This window comes from Flectobacillus roseus, assembly GCF_030056595.1.
GTDB classification, from domain to species: Bacteria; Bacteroidota; Bacteroidia; order Cytophagales; family Spirosomataceae; genus Flectobacillus; species Flectobacillus roseus.
The window spans coordinates 45972-63758 of the sequence record NZ_JASHIF010000004.1 but is presented as its reverse complement, the minus strand read 5'-3'; the positions used below and the strand labels follow the sequence as shown (position 1 = coordinate 63758).

Annotated in this window: 12 protein-coding genes; 8 read left to right on the top strand and 4 right to left on the bottom strand. The window is 37.5% G+C overall.

Annotated elements, in window-relative coordinates; translation table 11 throughout:
- Window positions 1-834: 834 nt before the first annotated feature.
- The gene (locus QM524_RS05100; RefSeq protein ID WP_283343754.1) at window positions 835-3780 is read left to right on the top strand and encodes an FAD-binding and (Fe-S)-binding domain-containing protein; all 2946 of its coding nucleotides are present in this window, start codon (window positions 835-837) and stop codon (window positions 3778-3780) included.
- A 250-nt stretch (window positions 3781-4030) separates the two neighbouring features.
- Here the strand turns inward: QM524_RS05100 and QM524_RS05095 are convergent, their stop codons facing one another.
- The gene (locus QM524_RS05095; protein ID WP_283343753.1) at window positions 4031-4381 is read right to left on the bottom strand and encodes a DUF6984 family protein; all 351 of its coding nucleotides are present in this window, start codon (window positions 4379-4381) and stop codon (window positions 4031-4033) included.
- 176 nt (window positions 4382-4557) lie between these two features.
- On the opposite strand from QM524_RS05095, the gene QM524_RS05090 reads away from it, so the two are divergent.
- On the top strand, window positions 4558-6519 hold the full coding sequence (locus tag QM524_RS05090; protein ID WP_388045209.1) for a M1 family metallopeptidase: 1962 nt from the start codon (window positions 4558-4560) through the stop codon (window positions 6517-6519).
- Window positions 6520-6686: 167 nt separating this feature from the next.
- Window positions 6687-7319, top strand: a complete 633-nt coding sequence (locus tag QM524_RS05085) for an NUDIX hydrolase N-terminal domain-containing protein (protein ID WP_283343752.1) — start codon at window positions 6687-6689, stop codon at window positions 7317-7319.
- A gap of 241 nt (window positions 7320-7560) precedes the next feature.
- On the opposite strand, the gene QM524_RS05080 is transcribed toward QM524_RS05085, so the two are convergent.
- Both QM524_RS05080 and QM524_RS05075 read right to left on the bottom strand, forming a co-directional pair.
- Window positions 7561-8442 carry an energy transducer TonB gene (locus QM524_RS05080; protein ID WP_283343751.1) on the bottom strand — a complete coding sequence of 294 codons (882 nt, stop codon included), beginning with the start codon at window positions 8440-8442 and terminating at the stop codon, window positions 7561-7563.
- 141 nt (window positions 8443-8583) lie between these two features.
- Window positions 8584-9072 (bottom strand): hypothetical protein, encoded by a 489-nt coding sequence (locus tag QM524_RS05075; protein WP_283343750.1) that lies wholly within the window; start codon window positions 9070-9072, stop codon window positions 8584-8586.
- Window positions 9073-9315: 243 nt separating this feature from the next.
- On the opposite strand from QM524_RS05075, the gene secA reads away from it, so the two are divergent.
- From secA to QM524_RS05050, 5 genes are all read left to right on the top strand, one after another.
- The gene (gene secA, locus QM524_RS05070) at window positions 9316-12690 is read left to right on the top strand and encodes a preprotein translocase subunit SecA (protein WP_283343749.1); all 3375 of its coding nucleotides are present in this window, start codon (window positions 9316-9318) and stop codon (window positions 12688-12690) included.
- Between the two features lie 399 nt (window positions 12691-13089).
- Window positions 13090-13476 carry a sugar 3,4-ketoisomerase gene (locus QM524_RS05065; RefSeq protein WP_095161972.1) on the top strand — a complete coding sequence of 129 codons (387 nt, stop codon included), beginning with the start codon at window positions 13090-13092 and terminating at the stop codon, window positions 13474-13476.
- A complete protein-coding gene (locus QM524_RS05060; RefSeq protein WP_310586442.1) occupies window positions 13473-14567 on the top strand; it encodes a DegT/DnrJ/EryC1/StrS family aminotransferase in 1095 nt (364 codons plus the stop codon). Before QM524_RS05065 ends, QM524_RS05060 begins: the two co-directional genes overlap by 4 nt.
- A 52-nt stretch (window positions 14568-14619) precedes the next feature.
- Complete coding sequence (locus tag QM524_RS05055) at window positions 14620-15525, top strand: glycosyltransferase family 2 protein (protein WP_283343748.1); 906 nt, start codon at window positions 14620-14622, stop codon at window positions 15523-15525.
- Entirely contained in the window at window positions 15515-16276 is a 762-nt protein-coding gene (locus QM524_RS05050) for a class I SAM-dependent methyltransferase (RefSeq protein ID WP_283343747.1), read from the top strand. Before QM524_RS05055 ends, QM524_RS05050 begins: the two co-directional genes overlap by 11 nt.
- Here QM524_RS05050 and QM524_RS05045 read toward each other — a convergent pair whose 3' ends face one another.
- Window positions 16277-17746 carry a hypothetical protein gene (locus tag QM524_RS05045; protein ID WP_283343746.1) on the bottom strand — a complete coding sequence of 490 codons (1470 nt, stop codon included), beginning with the start codon at window positions 17744-17746 and terminating at the stop codon, window positions 16277-16279. It abuts the gene before it with no gap.
- Window positions 17747-17787: the final 41 nt, after the last annotated feature.

Below are 17787 nucleotides of genomic sequence, written 5' to 3'. Positions count from 1 at the left end.
TTGCACTAAAACGATACCTTGCAAACTTAGCACAGTGTAGGACAGATTTGCAAAACTTTGTAAAACTTTGCGTATTCACGTTTTTTGTTAATAAATGTTAAAAACGTCTTCAATAACACAATAAAAAAACATTGTACTTTTCCAATAAATAAAATAATGAATTTTGTACTCTTTAGAACAGTCTAACATTCTTTTATTAATACATTAAAACAGGAAAATTTCTACATTTAAGCCTATCATCACAAAAAAGTACAATTATTTATTTGACTTTATTTAAAATCGTTTTGGTATTTTACTTCATACAAACATTATTAAATACCTATTCCAAAATCCCTTAATTTCACCGTTTGTCTCATGGGTATCCCAATGCAATAGTTTGAATAAGTTTGCATAATATTTGCAATCGTTTGCAAAATATTTCAGCATAATCATTGCTCTATATATCCTAAATAATCTGCACATTATGAATTGACAACTTCTCTATTTTTGGCTTTTGCTATACATTTTCATGAGACAGATAAGTATATTTTTGCACGAATTTGCTTTTAACTAGATAACTAATTTCCTTGCTATTTATCGCTCCATATAGCCGAGTTATCTACACTTTCCCATCACTCTTCTGTTGTATTGAAATGTGATACTATTGGTTATTCTACTTCATTCTTTCTAATCTTTTATTACCGCAATTTTACTTAGGCTGTTATGCCTTTAATTTCGTATCTTTGAGCATTCAATTCTGTATTGATAAACCCAAAAACTCTTTCATAATTCGTACTAATTTTGCATTAATCTGAATAGCAATCATACTATTGATAGATTAATCCCTTATCAAAAATGAGTCAAAAAGTAAGTAATCAGCTCTTAGCACAACTTGCTGGTACGCTTGAAGGTGATTTCCATTACGATACCGTAATGCGTACCTTGTATGCGACCGACGCTTCGGCCTATCGTGAAATGCCTACCGCTGTTGCTATCCCAAAATCGGTAGAAGACATCAAAAAACTTATTGCTTTTGCTGCCAATAATGGTTCCTCCATTATTCCTCGTACCGCTGGAACATCGCTTGCTGGACAGGTTGTTGGTGACGGTATTGTGGTGGATGTTTCTAAAAACTTTACGAAAATCCTCGAAATTAATAAAGAAGAACACTGGGTGAGAGTACAACCAGGGGTGGTACGCGATGTGCTCAACATGGAGCTCAAAAAACATGGCTTATTCTTCGGACCTGAAACCTCTACTGCCAACCGTGCTATGATTGGCGGGATGGTCGGAAACAACTCATGTGGCTCCAATTCAGTAGTTTATGGGTCTACCAGAGACCACCTATTGGAAGTGCACGCTATTTTAGCAGATGGTTCAGAAACAGTTTTTAAGTCAACTGACAAAGCTAACTTTAGCTCTTTGGTAGCTACAGCACAGCAAAAAAATGGCTCTGCAACCCTGTTAGACAAGATTTATCTCAAAACTAACGATATACTCAGCGATTCAAAAAATCAAGATGAAATCCGTGCAGAATTTCCTAAGCCTACCATCGAACGTAGAAATACAGGATATGCATTAGATATGCTTTTGAACTGTGAGCCATTTACACCGAATGGAAAACCGTTTAATATGTGTGAACTGATTGCTGGATCAGAGGGTACACTTTGTTTCATCACCGAAATCAAAATCCATGTAAACGATTTACCTCCAAAAGAAATTGGTTTATTATGTGTTCATTTCAATACTATAGACGAAGCTCTTAGAGCCAATCTTATTGCGATGAAATACAAGCCATCTGCTTCGGAACTGATGGATCACTATATCTTAGAATGTACAAAAGCTAATCCTGAACATCGTCAAAATCGTTTCTTTGTAGAAGGCGACCCTGGTGCTCTTTTGGTAGTTGAGTTACGTGATAATGATGTTTCAGAAATTGAAAAGCAAGCTGCTGCCATTGAGGCTGAAATGCGTGCTGCAGGCTTTGGCTATCATTTCCCTCGTGTTTATGGTGCTGATACCAAGCGTGTTTGGGATTTGCGCAAGGCTGGTTTAGGACTACTATCAAACCTTCCGGGTGACGAAAAAGCAGTAGCTGTTATCGAAGACACCGCTGTGGATGTCAATGACCTCCCTGAGTTTATCAAAGAATTTAATGAAATTCTTGCAGCCAATAATATGTATTGCGTGCATTATGCACACGCAGGCTCTGGCGAACTTCACCTCCGCCCTATCATCAATTTAAAGACAGAGGAAGGCAATAAACAATTTAGATTGATTGCAGAAGAGATTGCTACTTTGGTAAAAAAATTCAAAGGTTCTCTTTCTGGAGAACATGGTGATGGTCGTTTGAGAGGTGAATTTATCAAACAGATGGTTGGTGACCACAACTATCAATTGATGAAAGAAATCAAAAAGGTATGGGATCCTAAGAATATCTTCAATCCAAATAAAATTGTAGATACTCCTCCAATGGATACGTTCCTACGCTATACGCCGGGACAAACTACCCCAGAATTCAAAACTACTTTCCGTTTTTACGACCAAGATATCTTGCAACATGCCGAACAATGTAACGGTTCGGGCGACTGTCGCAAAACGCATTTGTCTGGCGGAACTATGTGCCCTTCTTATATGGCTACTCGCAACGAGAAAGAAACTACTCGTGCTCGTGCCAACATATTAAGAGAGTTTTTGACTCGTTCGGACAAAGCCAATCGTTTTGATCATGAGGAAATCAAGGAAGTGATGGATTTATGCTTGGCATGTAAAGGCTGTAAATCTGATTGTCCATCGAACGTAGATATGGCAAAATTGAAGATGGAATTCTTGCACCAATATTACAAGGATAATGGAGTACCTCTTCGTAGTAAAATGATTGCCAATTTCTCTAAGCTTTCAAAAGTTGCTTCTTATGTGCCTTGGGCTTATAATTTGGTATTTGACACGCCTGCACTTCGTAAAATTGCTAATAATATCGTCGGATTTCACCCAGAGCGTACTATGCCTCTTTTGGCAAAAGAAACTTTCTTAAATTGGAATAAAAAGCGTTCAAAATCGACGGGATTAAGGAAAAAAGTATATCTATTTGCTGATGAATTTACGAATTACAACGACGTAGAAATCGGTAAAAAAGCAGTTGAGTTATTAGAAAAACTGGGATATGAAGTCGTTATTCCAAACCATGTAGAATCTGGACGTCCGCAGCTATCAAAAGGTTTGTTGGACGATGCAAAAGCATTGGCAACGAAAAACGTAACCTTACTAAAAGATGTTATTTCAGAAAATACGCCTTTAGTAGGTATTGAACCATCAGCAATTCTAACTTTCCGTGATGAATATCCTGATTTGGTTGATGATAATCTCCTAGAAGATGCTAGAAAATTAGCGAAAAACACCTTTATGGTAGAAGAGTTTTTGGCGAAAGAAATTGATGCTAAACGTATTGATAAGTCTTTGTTTACAAGTGAAAAACGTTTGATAAAATTACACGGTCACTGTCAACAAAAATCACTTTCTAGCTTAGTTCCTGCTAAAAAAGCGCTTTCATTACCGAGCAACTATGAAGTTCAATTGATTCCAAGTGGTTGTTGTGGCATGGCTGGTTCGTTTGGCTACGAAAAAGAACACTTCGAGCTTTCTAATCAAGTAGGTGAATTAGTGTTGTTCCCAACAATTCGCCAGCAACCAGATGAGGTAATCATTGCAGCTTCGGGTACAAGTTGCCGTCACCAAATCCATGATGGTACTGGTCGTACAGCTTTGCATGCAGTTGAGATTTTGTACGCTGCCTTGAAATAAGGCAAGTGTATTTTTTCATATAAACATGAGTCATCCCGAATTTTAAGATTAGGATTATTCTCCAAGTTTCATCAAAAAAGCGGTCGGAAATTGTTTTTCGACCGCCTTTTTTGATACTACCATGCTAGATATGACTCGGCTTTAGACGCAATCATTCTGTCTCTACCAGTAATATTTATACTAAAAATAATCGCTCATTCGCTAAATCACTCAATCGCTCAATTTGGGATGACTCATGTATTTTTTAATTTTAAACTCCTGCATCCAATGGTCTAACACTCACCTGATGAGGTTGAGGATAGGTGATTAATTTAGAAAAGTCTACTTTCCAAAAATCTAAATCCAACAACTTGCCATTTGAATCTTTTGTGAGCGTAATCACCACAGGTGTTCCATCAGAATCTACATACTCTACCTGCACCAAATCACCATCATAAAGATTAGGGTCGTCACCCATACTTATACTTCCCATTTTACCCCCTTCATATTCTACAACATCTTCACGAATGGGATATTGTGCAGTAGTAAAGCCAATCAATCCTAAAAGATGCTCTACCAATGCTCGCTCTTGCGGTCTAATTTTTCTTGTATCTTGACTCATTATTGTTGTTCTTTCAATCGTTTATCGTTTCAGAATACTTTTATTTTAACTATAAATGATACCCGTTGGCTCAAAGCTACAAAGATAAAACATTGTCTTTGTAGGAAAACATCTAAATTGCATTGGATTCAGTTTTATAGTCTCTGCCAAATCTACTTTTAAACATTCAACAACAGATGATGAAAAAATTAATTGCCTTAGGTTCATTGCTTGCCTTGCATTGGAGCAGTCAGGCACAACAAAAATCTAATTACAGTCAATACGACCTTTTTAACCCACTTTTTAATTACACTTTGTCAACGCCTACTCGCAGTGGAACAGGATCCCCTGGAGCTACATATTGGCAAAACCAAGCAGATTATAAAATCAATGTCTCACTCGATGATCAAAAAAATGTTTTGGATGGCGACGTAGAAATTACCTACAAAAATGCCTCGCCCGACAAGCTTAATTTTCTTTGGTTACAACTTGATCAAAACCAATTTAGTAACACATCTCGTGGCTCAGCCACTACGCCTATTTCTGGCGGACGCTTTGGCAATGTGAATTTCAACGGAGGATATACCATCAAGTCTGTGACAGTCGATGGTAAGCCTGCGGAATTTGTGGTAGAAGATACTCGTATGCAAATTCGTTTGGCAAGTCCAATGGCTGAGAAAATCGGCTCAGCGAAAATCAAAATTGTATATTCTTTCCAGATTCCTAAATATGGCTCAGACCGAGTGGGAATGCACGAAGCACAACAAGGAACCGTTTATGAAATTGCTCAGTGGTATCCTCGTATGTGCGTATATGATGATGTTGAGGGCTGGAACGTTCTGCCTTATCTGGGTGCAGGCGAATTTTACCTCGAATACGGTAATTTTGAATATGCCATCACCGCTCCTGCATCTCATATCATTGTAGGTTCGGGCGAACTTACCAATCCATCTGAATGCTGGACAAGTGAACAACTTAAAAGATTAGCACAAGCGAGCAATAGCGATAAGACTGTCATGATCAGAAGTGCGGCAGAGGTTATAGAAGCTAATTCAAGACCTAAATCTGAAGGCAAAATTACGTGGAAGTTTAAATGTAGTACCGCACGCGATGTAGCCTTTGCTTCTTCGAAAGCATTTGTTATTGATGCTGCTAGAATTAATTTACCAAGTGGTAAAAAATCATTGGCTATGTCTGCCTATCCCGCAGAATCAGGTGGAGAAAAAGGCTGGGGCCGCTCTACCGAGTATGTAAAATCATGCTTGGAGTTTTATTCAAAATGGTTGTATGAATACACCTATCCTGTGGCTACCAATGTGGCAGGTTCAATCAGCGGTATGGAATATCCCGGAATTGTTTTTTGTGGTAGTACAAGCACAACACAAGGTCTTTGGGGCGTAACAGACCACGAATTTGGACATAACTGGTTCCCAATGATTGTAGGTTCAAACGAACGCAAATTTGCATGGATGGACGAAGGTTTTAATACTTTCATCAACTTTTACTCGACCGACGATTTTAATAATGGCGAGTACAAAGGTTATAAGATGGATATGCACCAAATGGCGAAACAGCTATTCCGTGAAAGTGCAGAGCCTATCATGAATATTCCCGATGTATTACAATCGAGCAATTTGGGCTATGAAGCCTATTACAAACCCGCAATTGGCTTAAAGATTTTGAGAGAACAAGTTTTAGGAAAAGATAGATTTGATTATGCCTTCAAGGAGTATATCAAACGTTGGGCGTTTAAACATCCAACACCTTATGACTTTTTCAAAACGATAGAAGATGCCTCAGGTGAAGATTTGAGCTGGTTTTGGAGAGGTTGGTTTTACGAAACTTGGAAACTTGATCAAGCTGTCAAAGATGTTCAGTATATCGAACAAGACCCTAAAAATGGAGCCGTTATTACCATTGAAAATCTTGAAAAGCTAGCCATGCCTGTCGAGGTTGAGCTGGAAATGGTTGGTGGCACTAAAGAACGTATCAAACTTCCTGTTGAAATCTGGCAAAGAGGAAACTCTTGGACTTTCAAAACTTCCACCACCTTGCCTTTGAAGTCTGTGAGTATTGATCCAGACCATGCTCTTCCTGATTTCAACTCTAAAAATAACGTTTGGAGACCTTTGAACGTAAAGGCTCAAAAACCAAATTAGGAAATACATAATCATCCTATCTATCCATAAAAAAGGGGGAGCAACACCATGTTGTTTCCCCTTTTTTATGGATACCCTTTTCTCATTTTTAAGGCATTTGTACAAAAAGTATTGCTATTTTCTTTAATTTCAACGATTCAGAATCTAATCATTTACCTCCTTTTCAAATGAATAACCTAGATTGGCTATCAATAGCTCAGAAACTTCAATCAATTGCCCAAGCGGGTATTTTCTATGCGGCCGACAAGCCATATGACCTTGAACGATACCAAGAAATTTCTGATTTAAGCGTAAAAATCCTAGAGAAACTAACGGATGAACCTGTTGAAAAAATCATTAACCTATTTGCAAGCGAACGAGATGGTTATCAAACTCCAAAAGTAGATATTCGGGCTGTCGTTTTTAATGAAAAGGGGCAAATCTTGATGGCCAAAGAAACAGTAGACGGTAAATGGTCTTTGCCCGGCGGCTGGGGCGATGTAGGATATACTCCATTTGAAGTAGCTGAGAAAGAAGCTTGGGAAGAAACAGGTCTTAAGGTAAAAGCCGTGAAGCTATTAGGAGTTTTTGACAAACGAAATCATGCCCATCCTCCGCAGGCTTGGTATGTGTACAAGCTTTTTATTTTATGTGACATCATTGGTGGAGAATTAAACGCACATACTCAGGAAACATCAGCAGTAGACTTTTTTGATAGAGATAATATTCCTCCTCTTTCGGTGGATCGCATAGTTGAAAGTCAAATCACTAAAATGTTTGAATACTACGACAATCCAGGGTTACCTATTTACTGTGATTAATGGTTTAGAAAATGTATATATTTCCTTATTGAGTAAATTGAGATTAAGAGAATGGGTGATTATTCCTTAAATCTGCATTTTAACAGTAGAGACACAATATTTACGTCTTAAGCCAAATCATATATAGCATAGTAGCATCAAAAAAGCGGTCGAAAAAATATTTTCAACCGCTTTTTGATAAAAACTTGGAGAATAGTTCCAACCCTAAAATTAGGGATGACTAATCTTTATATTTATGCTGTTATTTAGGACTAATAACAGGAACTTCTACCTGTACTAATGAACTAACTGTAGCTCCCTTCGTGATGGCTGGCTCCCAATTAGGCATCTTGCTCAAAGCGTCCAATACTAATCCTGTAGAATTGATGTCAGAGGCTTTCATGAGCTTGAAGCGCTCGGTACGTCCATCTTTACGCACAACAAACTGCACTATCACCTTATCCTGCTTTTCTGCATCAGACAACTTTTTAGAGGTTTTCAGTGTCTTGTCTAAGTATTTTAATAATGACTTTGACCCTCCAGGAAATACAGCTACTTGATCTGGTTTGGAAAATACTGAATCACTGTAAGCTTCTTCTTCAAGCAAAGAGAGCACTCGCATTCCTCTTGAATTATATTGTTTTTTCTCTTCCTCCGTTAATGTTACCTCAGGAACAGCCTCTTTTACGACATATTCGTACAATCCACCTTCGGATTTAGCGCCGCCTACTGCCGCAGATTTTGATTCTTCGACTTTTGGAGCAGGCTTTTGCAGCACAATTGTTTCTTTGACCTTTGCTTTTTTGTCCATAATCGAACGTAATGCAGCCTCGTCATCCTCATCATTTTCATCATCGTACGATACATTTGTAATGATGTAATCACGATTAGAGGAGCTAAGCTTCAAATCTGGAGCTTCGGTTTTTACCGATTCGACTAAAGCAAAAGATGATAACAAAGAAGAAACTGATAATAAAACAGGTACATCACTTATACTCGTATAAGGATTGGCAGGTAACACAAAAGCTTGATTGGCGGGTAGCTTCAATGTAAACTTACTACTGTTTTTCTTTGAGGATTGAGCAAATGTATTGGCGGTATAAATGCTTAAAATACTTAGGACTAAGAGATACTTTCTTTTCATTTTTTAATAAATAGTCTTAACGTGTGGGTAATACATCTATACGTACAAATTTTATGCCATTCGACTATAAGGTTTATGAAATAAAAAAGGTGAAGCAAGCTTCACCCTTAAATCGTACTCAAATCTTTACTTAACTCATTATCAAGGATATTGTAATTTTATCACTGTATCCTTTTTAAAATAGCGTTGTATCGTAACATCTAAGCTTCCTTCTTTTTTGATTAGGGTATTTTTGGGACTCACTTTATCCCAAAAGTCACCTTTCTCTTCAAACAAATCTATTACCTTTTTTTCCTTGGTGCTATCATTAACTACTTCGGTTATTTCGAGTAAATAATGGATTCGTGCCGAATCAATTACGTTGGCCCATTTTTTGGTAATTTTACCATTCCAAGCCATCTGTTTAATATCGCCAGCTCCTGTAACAGGCCTATTTTTGCCACTGCTTGTTAAATAATCAATGCCATAAACCACCAGCACAACTAGAAAAATCAAAGGTGTGATTTTGCCATTTAGAGGATTTTTCTCTTGACCAGCCGAACTATTGCCTGATCCGCCCATCAAATCTCCAAAGAAAGGCATTTTTAACTTTTGACGAGGTGGACGACGGCGTTGAGGAGTTTGTTCCATGATATTCAATAACTTACCTAATCAAAAAGGCGTTTTAAGTGATTTCTAAAATATGACAAATCGTTTTATTATGCAATATTAATTATAACGAAATTGTTTTTAAAAGGTTCTAATGAACTAAATTTGTAAGTAATTAATTTTCTGTAGGAATACCAATAGGAATTTACAGGCTTTGTGTTTGAAAAAATACCCTATTTTAAAACCTCATTTAATAATCTCTAAAGATTAACGAATACGAACAAAATGATAAATTATTTAACCAAGGCAGTTACAAAATTCTTTGGTACTAAGTCAGAGCGTGACATCAAAGAATTAATGCCAATTGTAGAAAACGTCAAAGTTGAATTCGCCAAACTTTCTAGCTTGACAGACAATCAACTTCGTCAAAAAACAGTTGACCTTAAAGCTCTTATTCAAGAGCGCTTAGCCAAATATGATGCTGAAATTTCTGATTTCAAATTGGAAATTGAAGGTAATCCTGAAATGTCGGTTGATGTTAAAGAAAATATCTTTAATCAAATTGACAAGTTGGAAGTTGATCGTAACAAATCGTTAGAAGTAGTTTTGATGGAAATTCTTCCTCAGGCATTTGCGATTGTAAAAGAAACGGCTAGAAGATATACGGAAAACAAAAAACTTGAGGTTACAGCAACTCCTTATGATATTGAGATGGCTAGCCGAAAGAAAAACGTTGAGATTGTTGGAGACACCGCCATTTGGCATAACAAATGGATGGCAGCTGGTAACGAAATCGAGTGGAATATGATTCACTACGATGTACAGTTGATCGGTGGTATCGTATTGCACCAAGGTAAAATTGCAGAAATGGCAACTGGGGAAGGTAAAACGTTGGTTTCTACCCTACCTTCATTCTTGAATGCTTTGGCTGGACGTGGCGTACACCTTGTAACCGTTAACGACTACCTTGCTAAACGTGACTCTGAGTGGAATGCGCCATTATTTGAATTCCATCAAATTACGGTTGACTGTATTGACAAGCACGAACCAAACACAGACGCTCGTCGTAAAGCCTATTTGGCAGATATTACATATGGTACAAACAATGAATTTGGTTTTGACTATCTACGTGACAACATGGCTCGTAGCCCAGAAGAACAAGTTCAACGCAAGCACCACTATGCCATGGTCGATGAGGTTGACTCCGTTTTGATTGATGATGCTCGTACTCCATTAATTATCAGTGGACCAATGGCTCGTGGAGATGAACAAGATTTCGAAATTTTCAATCCGCTAGTAGCTCGTTTGGTAGATCAACAAAAACGTATCGTTCAGGAGCTTTTAGTAGAATCTAAAAAGTTAATTGCAGCAGGAAAGAAAAAAGAAGGTGGTTTGTCATTATTCCGTGCTTTCCGTGGTTTGCCAAAAAGCCGTCCATTGATTAAATTCTTGGGAGAGGTTGGTGTGAAGCAAATCATGCAAGAAACAGAATCTATCTACCTTGCCGAAAATCAAAAGTTAATGCCTGAAGCAGATGCTCCTTTGATGTTTACCATAGAAGAGAAAAACAATCAGGTAGAACTTACGGAAAAAGGTCTTGAATTCATGGCAAGATTGATTGACGATGCCAATTTCTTCGTTATTCCTGATTTGTCGGTTGATTTGAATACCATCGAAAAAGATGCAGAATTGAACGAACACGATCGCTTGGTGAAGAAAGAGGCTTTGATTCGTGATTATTCAGCCAAAACGCAACGTATTCACACCGTAAACCAATTGCTCAAAGCTTATACTTTATTCGAAAAAGATGCTGAATATATCATCGATGAAGGTAAAGTAAAAATCGTAGATGAGCAAACAGGTCGTATCATGGATGGTCGTCGTTATTCTGACGGTTTACACCAAGCTATTGAAGCTAAGGAAAATGTAAACATCGAAGATGCTACGCAAACTTATGCTACTATTACCCTTCAAAACTACTTCCGTATGTATCACAAACTTTGTGGTATGACGGGTACTGCCGAAACTGAAGCAGGTGAGTTTTGGACAATCTATAAATTGGACGTTGTAACAATTCCTACGAACAGAAAAATCTCTCGTAATGACCACGAAGATAAAGTTTACAAAACTGTTCGAGAGAAATACAATGCAGTAGCTCAAGAAATTCAAGAAATGGTAGAAGCTGGTCGCCCTGTACTTGTGGGTACTACTTCTGTCGAAAACTCTGAGTTATTGAGCCGTATGCTTACAATCCGTAAGATTCAGCACAACGTACTCAACGCGAAACACCACGCACGTGAAGCGGACATTGTAGCAGAAGCTGGTCAAGCAGGTAAAGTTACAATTGCAACCAACATGGCTGGTCGTGGTACAGACATTAAGTTATCGCCAGAAGCTAAGACTTCTGGAGGTTTGGCTATCATTGGTACAGAACGCCACGAGTCTCGCCGTGTCGACCGTCAGTTGAGAGGTCGTGCGGGTCGTCAGGGCGACGTAGGTTCATCTCAATTCTTCTTATCGTTGGACGATGACTTAATGCGTAAATTCGGTTCAGACCGTATCGCAAAAGTTATGGACCGTATGGGTATGGAAGAAGGTGAAGTAATCCAACACTCTATGATTACTTCGTCGGTAGAACGTGCTCAGAAAAAAGTAGAAGAAAATAACTTTGGTATTCGTAAGCGTTTGTTGGAATATGATGACGTAATGAACTACCAACGTAATGCCATCTACAAACGTCGTCAGAATGCTTTGTTTGGAGAACGTTTATCATTGGATATTGCCAACACCACATTTGATGTTTGTTCGGATATTATCCAAAACAATGTTTCTTATGAAGAGGTAGAGCTTCGTGTTATTGATATCTTGGGCATGGAGCCTCCATTTGACCGTGAGGAATTTGCCAAATTAAATACACAACAACGTACAAATCGCTTGTACGATGCTGCTGAGAAACACTATAGCGCTAAGAATAAGGCTTTGGCAGAAAAAGTAATTGACTTTGCACAAGAAGCTTTATCTCAAGGTTATCAAGGTATCCAAGTACCTATTACTAATGGCGTATTAGTAACAGGCGTATTTGCAGATGCCAACGAAACGCTTGCAACAAATGGCAAAAAGGTAATTTCTGAAATGGAGAAATTCATTGCATTGAGCCTTATTGATCAGGAGTGGAAAGAGCACCTTCGTGATATGGATGACTTGAAACAATCGGTACAGAATGCAGTATTTGAACAAAAAGATCCATTGTTGATTTACAAATTCGAAGCTGTTAAATTGTTCGAACGTTTCTTGAGCCGTATCAACGTAGATACTGTTAGCTTCTTGATGAAGGCAGATATGCCTGATTTTCAGCAAGCAGTAGAACAACCAGTTGTACAACAAGCACCTGCACCACAACCAAAACTACAAACACAAAAAGATGAAGCTATTTCATCTTTGGTAGGTGGTTTGGCTGGTACATTAGATTCAGGTCTTGATTATATCGACCCAAGCGCAGGTCAGCATACTGAGAAAGTTGCTCCAAGACAAGCCATCAAAATTGCTGATCGTAACCAAAGAGTAACTGTTCAGTATCAAGATGGTTCTATCAAGGAAAATGTAAAATACAAAACTGTTGAGCAAGATGTAGAGAAAGGCATAGCAGTAGTGATTGCATAACAAAAACAAAAAACGCCCGCAAAACGGGCGTTTTTTTGTAAATTAACCATTTTTATATTAAGTTCTATATCTAAATTTCCCGTCATTGGGGTTTTGAAGTCACAAATATTTTACAAAGGTATATTTTTTCTCTAAACGATTCAATCATAATATAGCTTTTCGAATGATATTACTCTTTTATCTACACAATAACGCCTTTCTATAATTTATAACACTACTTCTCCGAAGTATTAAATTAATTTTATTATTTTTGAAGTCTATTATACATATAGGCATATATCTCTTCCAATCAATTACATTAATCATTACATAGCTAAGGCTTTATTTTTATAATAGAGTGAAAAGCCAGCTAATATACTTTATACAACCACAGGGCTTTTTAAACCTTCGTTAATACTAGTGAGTCAATTGTTATTATTGGATACTTTCAGTTCGGATGCGGGCGATTTAACAGTATTTGAAAAAATACTCCCCGGGCATATAAGACGTGTGTTTTATATTCAGGGAAAAGAGGATTCGGTTCGAGGTGGGCATCGTCACAAAGAAACTTGGCAGGCCTTAGTATGTATTTCTGGAAGTTGTCGTGTTCTCAATGATAATGGCTTCAAACAGGAAGAATTCATACTAGATACGCCTCAAAAATGTTTAGTCTTAGCACCAGAGGATTGGCACGTAATGGACCAGTTTTCTAGTGATGCTATTCTATTGGTCTTGGCCAATCAGTTTTATGATAAAGAAGACTACATTTATGAACCTTACCCTCAATCGACTATTACAACCGTATGATTATCCCCTTTTTGAGCCTTCAAAATACCAATAAGCCTTATCATGATGATTTAAAAAGAATTTTTACCGAAACACTTGAAAAAGGTTGGTTTATCTTAGGGCAAGAGTTAGTCACATTTGAGAATCGCTTTGCTAGCTACTGTGAAACTAATTTCTGCTTAGGGGTAGCCAATGGTTTAGATGCTCTTACCATTATCCTCAAAGCCTGTAAATATCCTCCACAATCCGAAATAATTGTACCTGCTAATACTTACATTGCTACGATTTTGGCTGTAATCAATGCTGGTCTAAAGCCTGTATTAGTAGAACCATCACAAGAGACTTATCTGATTGCCCCCAATCAAATAGAACTAGCTATTACAACCAATACTAGGGCTATCATGCTTACGCATTTGTATGGAAAATGTTGTGAGATGACAGCTATTCAAGCTATTGCAGAAAAATATCAATTACACATCTTTGAAGATGCAGCGCAAGCTCATGGAGCGACCTATTTAGGCGTAAAAGCAGGCAATTTAGGTGATGCAGCAGGTTTTAGCTTTTATCCTTCCAAAAACCTTGGAGCATTGGGTGATGGTGGTGCTATTACTTGCAATAGTGAATCGCTTGCTCAAGCGTATCGACAACTTCGAAATTATGGTTCATCTCAAAAATATGTCTTTGATGAAGTTGGCCTCAATAGTCGTTTAGATGAGATACAGGCTGCTTTTTTATCTCTAAAACTAGAATATTTGGATGTAGAAAATCAGTATCGTCAAAAAATTGCTAGAAGCTATTTGGAGCAAATTCAAAATCCTTCCATCATTCTTCCTCCATCCAATACAATCGATGAAGATGCGTGGCATTTATTTGTGATTAGAACCGATAATAGAGATAAATTACGTTCCTATTTAGCAGAGAATGGTATCGGAACAGACATTCATTATCCCATTCCTCCACACAAACAAAAAGCGCTTTCGGAATTCAACCATCTGAGTTTTCCGATTACAGAAAAGATTCATCAAGAAGTACTCAGTATTCCATTAAACCCCACTTTGCAAGAATTAGAAGTTGAGTATATTATCGAAAAAATCAATTATTTTAACGGTTAGAGAATCTTCTTTGGAAATCTTTTTCAAAAGTTAACATCCTTTCATTTGAGATATGCTATTATCAGTTGTAATTCCTGTCTATAAAGGAGCGCAATCTATTGGTTCATTGGTGAGTAAATTACATGAAACCTTACAAGGTATTTCTTTCGAAATTGTTCTTGTAAACGATGGAAGTCCTGACAATTCCGAGGAAGTTTGCGCTGCATTGGCACTCCGTTATCCACGAGTAAGCTTTATCTCTTTACGTAGAAATTTTGGAGAATTCAATGCTGTAATCTGCGGCCTTAATCATACGAAAGGACATTTTACGGTAATCATCGATGATGATTTTCAGAATCCTCCCAGTGAAATACTAAAGCTTTTGAACAAAGCTCAATCTGATAATTTAGATGTAGTTTATAGTTATTACGAAGACAAAAAACACCATTATGTTCGCAATGTTGGAAGCTGGCTCGTTAATCAAATGACAACATACCTTTTCGGCAAACCCAAAGATTTGTACTTGTCTAGTTTTAAACTCATCAAAAAGGAAGTTGTAACCGAAATCTGCAAATACACTGGCCCTTACCCTTACATCGATGCCTTAATTTTTCGAGTAACCAAAAACGTTGGTCGTGTTTTGGTCGAACACCACGCACGAACCGAAGGTCAATCCAGCTATACTGTTCAAAAATTGATTGCTTTGTTCCTTTCCATTCTTTTTGGATATTCACTTCTACCTGTTAGAATCATCCTAAGTACTGGACTTATTTCATTGGGTATTAGCTTCGTATTTCTTTTAATACAACTTCTTGGTTTTGTAGACTTTAGTGCTACTTTTTATGCCATTTGTATCTTAGGAAGTATTCAGGTAATTGGACTAGGAATCATTGGAGAATACGTTGCCAAAGACTTTTTGACCCAAAATAATCATCCACAATTTGTCATCAAATCAAAACATATCAACCATGCTGAATAGTAGCCACGAAGAATATAAAATGATGTTTGAGGTAGAAGAAAAACTATGGTGGTATCAAACGCTACATCAAAGGGTTTTGGAAGGTATTGTTGAGAATTTTGGGCAAAATAAAGAAATTCAAATATTGGATGTTGGTGCTGGTACAGGAGGTTTATTAACTTTTCTTCAACGACAAGGATATACTAATATTCAAGGTATAGACTATTCTGAATCGTCGCTGAGTTTTTGTCAACAGCGTGGATTAAAAGTTCAGAAAATGAATGCAGCCGAAATAGGCAATCATTTTCCAAGTGATTTTTTTGATGTGATCATTTGTAATGATGTTGTATATTGCCTTGAATCAGAGGCTATTAAAAGCACTCTAGCTGGTATTGCAAAGTTACTTCGCTCTAAAGGTGTTTTTTTAACCAATAACAACGCCTTTAATATGTTTTTTGGCACTCATGATATTGCAGTAGGTGGCAAACATCGTTTTACCAAATCGACTTATGCGCAGTATTTGCCAACTACGTTGACTATAGAAAAGCATACTTATTGGCCTTTTTTCTTATCTCCTCTTATTTTGGCGGTACGTCAGTTACAACAACTACAACTTAAATTAAATTTGATTGATAAAACACAAATTGTTTCGGATGTATCTCTTCCCAATGCAGGCATCAATCAATTTTTTTATCAGTGTTCGAGGATAGAGCGAAAGCTATTTAGTTCAACGCCATTTGGTAGCTCCGTTTTCCTGACTATCAAGAAGTAACTATTTTTTCAAAAGGTATTTATCAAAAAATCCGTCCTTTTTTAGACAATACTCTTTAATTGCCGTAGAGTCACCATAAGCATTTTCTTGAAAGGAAAGCATTGAGTTATAGTGTCCAATAAAAGGTTTTTCAATCGTAGTTTGCGGAGTATTCGATGACATTCCTTGTACCACAAAGCTTCGGACAGACTGTAGTCCACCTAACAACAAATAACATGACAGTATATACGCTCCGACACGGCGTTTTTTCCACCCCTTCATCACCCAAATGCATATACCTGTGGACATAATGGTGTAGGCAGGAATTACTCCTCTTACATTGAGGTCATTATACAGCCCAATCCTATAAATCCCCAAGATTATAATAAAGCACATACTTCCATAAATCAATGGACTCCACTCAAATAACTCTGTTTGGATAAAACAATACCAAATACCAACGTTTGCCAGCACATATATGGCGTAATATCCCCCCCACAAAGAAGTTCCAGTCTGCCAAATAAATCCAGTATTGCCACTATTGACCCCCTCGGTGCTGATAAAGTAAATCATAAGAGGTAGGAAAGCCATCACTAAGCTCGTCATCCCCAATAATTCAGGAAGTTTTTCTTGCTGGAAAAGTGTTGGAAAGTCTTTTAAGAACAATATCAATACAAAAGGGAATAGACCAATACTCGCTAAAGGACTCCAATACATAGTTGACAGTAGCATTAACAAAAGTTCTAGTCGATTAACTTTTTTGCTTACAAACGCCTCCAGAACGAAACAAGCACCCAATACCGCTGGCAAAGTATGTTGAGGTGCCCAAGCCCAATTATCTTCAAATTTGGACAGTACAAGATAAAAGTCATTGATAAGAATAAAATAATGTGGAAAAACCTCTCGATGCCAGCCAATAAAATCAATCAGCGCATATATAATCCAAGCGTTAGGAAATATAATGACCAGTATAACCAATAAGCCTCCATTTTTTTTCACGAAGGTGCTGATCCACAATAACACAAAAAATAAACCTATGACACTCCATCCTAACGCAAAATAACGGGCACTCTCCAAAGAAAACCATTTTGCGAGTTGCGCCACAGGCAGATAATATCCTAGGTAATAGCACATGTGTACTTTGTAGTGAGTATAGTACAAAGGCCAGTCATGCTGAATCAAGTCATGATACTTGAAATTATTCGCAATAAAGTCTGATTCTTGTCTTTTAAATTCACCTATTCCCAAAAGTACATTCACGCCTATTGCCAAGGCTAGCATTCCAAAAATATGTACCCAACCACGATATTGAGAAGACACTTCCCGAACGCTGTTAGCCGCATCTCTTTTTGCATACCAAATGAAGTACGCAATTATCAAGATACTGGCACTCAGCCCCACAGCAAGGTTGACCCACGTTAGTAAAAACAAGATAGATGGAATAAGAAGATAAATAAGAGAAGCGTACTTTAAGGTTCGAATCAAGTTCATAATCAGGTAAATGAGGCAAAGAAAAGGGCCTTTTTGGCCCT

Bases quoted from the DNA above. Each gene is read 5' to 3' on its own strand.
- QM524_RS05100 (WP_283343754.1), top strand. From the start codon at position 835: ATGAGTCAAAAAGTAAGTAATCAGCTCTTAGCACAACTTGCTGGTACG.
- QM524_RS05095 (WP_283343753.1), bottom strand. From the start codon at position 4,381: ATGAGTCAAGATACAAGAAAAATTAGACCGCAAGAGCGAGCATTGGTA.
- QM524_RS05090 (WP_388045209.1), top strand. From the start codon at position 4,558: ATGATGAAAAAATTAATTGCCTTAGGTTCATTGCTTGCCTTGCATTGG.
- QM524_RS05085 (WP_283343752.1), top strand. From the start codon at position 6,687: ATGAATAACCTAGATTGGCTATCAATAGCTCAGAAACTTCAATCAATT.
- QM524_RS05080 (WP_283343751.1), bottom strand. From the start codon at position 8,442: ATGAAAAGAAAGTATCTCTTAGTCCTAAGTATTTTAAGCATTTATACC.
- QM524_RS05075 (WP_283343750.1), bottom strand. From the start codon at position 9,072: ATGGAACAAACTCCTCAACGCCGTCGTCCACCTCGTCAAAAGTTAAAA.
- secA (WP_283343749.1), top strand. From the start codon at position 9,316: ATGATAAATTATTTAACCAAGGCAGTTACAAAATTCTTTGGTACTAAG.
- QM524_RS05060 (WP_310586442.1), top strand. From the start codon at position 13,473: ATGATTATCCCCTTTTTGAGCCTTCAAAATACCAATAAGCCTTATCAT.
- QM524_RS05055 (WP_283343748.1), top strand. From the start codon at position 14,620: ATGCTATTATCAGTTGTAATTCCTGTCTATAAAGGAGCGCAATCTATT.
- QM524_RS05050 (WP_283343747.1), top strand. From the start codon at position 15,515: ATGCTGAATAGTAGCCACGAAGAATATAAAATGATGTTTGAGGTAGAA.
- QM524_RS05045 (WP_283343746.1), bottom strand. From the start codon at position 17,746: ATGAACTTGATTCGAACCTTAAAGTACGCTTCTCTTATTTATCTTCTT.